Annotated in this window: 3 protein-coding genes; all 3 read right to left on the bottom strand. The window is 54.1% G+C overall.

What is annotated here, in order from left to right:
- Positions 1-596: 6-phosphogluconolactonase (pgl, locus tag ABWP81_RS09010; RefSeq protein WP_353141218.1), on the bottom strand; the 596-nt coding region annotated here is incomplete at its 3' end.
- Entirely contained in the window at positions 596-2,062 is a 1,467-nt protein-coding gene (zwf, locus tag ABWP81_RS09005) for a glucose-6-phosphate dehydrogenase (RefSeq protein WP_353141216.1), read from the bottom strand. The genes zwf and pgl, both read right to left, overlap by 1 nt.
- On the bottom strand, positions 2,059-2,412 hold a 354-nt coding region (locus ABWP81_RS09000), incomplete at its 5' end, for a MurR/RpiR family transcriptional regulator (RefSeq protein WP_353141214.1). The genes zwf and ABWP81_RS09000, both read right to left, overlap by 4 nt.

Raw genomic sequence — 2,412 nt, 5'->3', positions numbered from 1 at the left:
AAAATTTGCGCCAAGGTTTGCGTGATGCGTGCATAGGGAGCGCTGGCTGGCGGGTTAGCTAGCTCGATGGCCACGCAGCTGTGCGTGTTGCGCATGTCAAGCGCGTCAGCCAAGTTGGGAGCCTCTGGAAACAACGAGGCGGTATGGCCGTCAACGCCCATGCCCAACACCAGTACATCGGCTGAGCCAGCCGCAGACAACGCCAGGCCAGCCACTTTGGCTTGTGCCGCAGGTGAATCCAAAGGTTCGGTGGTACTCGTCACCATGAACACCAGTTGTGCTTTGGCAGCGAGGTCTTGCAACAAATGCGTTTGCACCAGCAAGGCATTGCTGTCGGGGTGAATGTGCGGCACGCAACGCTCGTCCACCAAGGTCACACGCACGCGCGACCAATCGATGTCGATTACGCGCAAGGCTTCAAACAAAGCCACGGGCGATTTTCCGCCAGACACACTCAGCACAGCAAAGCCGCGCGTTTGAATGGCGGCTACTAAGCGTTGCGCTATTTCTTGAGCCAAACGCACATTCAATTCGGCTTGGCTGACGGTGTGTACCGTCAACTTGCCGCGTGATTCAGGGTGCCATGCGACGGTCATTAGGCTTCCTCAAACCACGACAGTTCTTCGCGTGCCATCAAGGCCGATGACGCGGCAGGGCCCCAACTGCCCGCAGAGTAAGCACGTGGTTTGTCGTCCAGCTCTGCCCAGCCATTGATGATGGGCTCGACCCACATCCATGCCGCTTCCAATTCATCGCGGCGCATGAAGTGGGTGAGGCGGCCTTTGATGACATCCATCAACAAACGCTCATACGCTTCGGCACGGCGCTTGTCTGACGACTGTTGCAAATCGAGGCCCAGCTTTACGGGATGCAGGTTCATGCCAGTGCCTGGCTCTTTGACCATCATCTCCAACTGAATCGATTCTTCGGGTTGCAGCGTGATGATCAGTCGATTGGGCTCTTGCTGTGCGCTAGCGCCAAAGATAGAAAACGGTTGCTCTGCAAATTCAATGATGATTTGCGACTCACGGCGCTGCATGCGTTTGCCCGTGCGCAAGAAGAAGGGGACGTTGGCCCAGCGTGCGTTATTAATGTGGGCGCGCAAGGCCACGAAAGTTTCGGTGCGGCTGTCGGCGGGCACTTTGTCTTCTTCTAAGTAGCCTTTGACGGCTGCGCCCTCAGATGCACCTGCGGTGTATTGGCCACGCACGGTGTCGCGTTTGATATCGGTCAAATCCATCTTGCGCAATGAGCGCAAGACTTTGAGCTTTTCATCGCGGACATCGTCTGCGCCCAATGAAATTGGGGGCTCCATGGCTACGATGCACAAAAGCTGTAACAAGTGGTTTTGAACCATGTCACGCATCGCCCCTGCTCCGTTATAAAAGCCTGCACGGCTACCAACGCCCACGCTCTCGGCCACAGTAATTTGCACGCTCTTGATATACGGTGCACGCCACAGCGGCTCGAAAATGGCGTTGCCAAAACGAAGCACCATCAAGTTTTGAACCGTCTCTTTGCCAAGGTAGTGGTCGATTCGGTAAATCTGTTGCTCGTCTAAGTAACGGGCTACATTCATATTAATTTCACGCGCAGTGGCAAGGTCGGTGCCAAGCGGTTTTTCGAGTACCACACGTGATTGCGCATCGACCAAACCTACGCTTGATAAGTTTGCGCAAATTTGCGTGAACAAACTAGGCGCAGTGGCCAAGTAGTAGACGCGCAGTGCGGGTGTGCTGCATAAGTTTTTGAGCTTCGTAAAGTCGTTAGCGTTGGTGACGTCCATGCTGACGTAGGCCAAGCGGTTTAAGAAGCTTTGCCAGTCCTTTTTGGTGAAAGTTTCTTTTTCAATAAAAGCTGGCGAGTTTTTATCGATGAAATCCAAATACTCTTGGCGCGTCCAAACTTGCCGGCCCACCGCAACGATGCGTGCCGATGAGTCGAGCTTGTCATGCAAATGCGCCATGTATAAGGCTGGCAAGAGTTTGCGGAACGACAAATCTCCCGCGCCGCCAAAAATAACAATGTCCAGCAAACCTGCTGGTGGGTCGGGGTGTTTCATGTGTAGCGTTTGTTAAGAAGGTTTTGTTTCATGTTGCGCAGCATGGGTTGCAGCTGCGTGCTTCCTATGCGCAGTGCCACTGTGGTGGCCAACACGTCAATGATCATCAGGTGCAGCAAGCGTGACACCATGGGACTGAACTTTTCATAACTTTCGGGGTGGTCAGCTACGAGGTGAATTTTTCCGGTATTTGCCAGAGGGGAGCCAGAGGCCGTCACCACAATCGTGGTGGCACCATTTTTTTTGGCGATCTCACATGAGTCGAGCAAATCGCGCGTGCGGCCTGAGTTAGAGAACACCACCAAGCAATCGCCAGGGCCAAGCAGCGAGGCACTCATGATTTGCATGTG

Origin of the sequence: Limnohabitans sp. (assembly GCF_040401135.1) — a bacterium.
Lineage (GTDB): Bacteria > Pseudomonadota > Gammaproteobacteria > Burkholderiales > Burkholderiaceae_C > Limnohabitans.
Note: the sequence above shows the minus strand (reverse complement) of the source record. Positions and strands in the feature narration are given on the sequence as shown.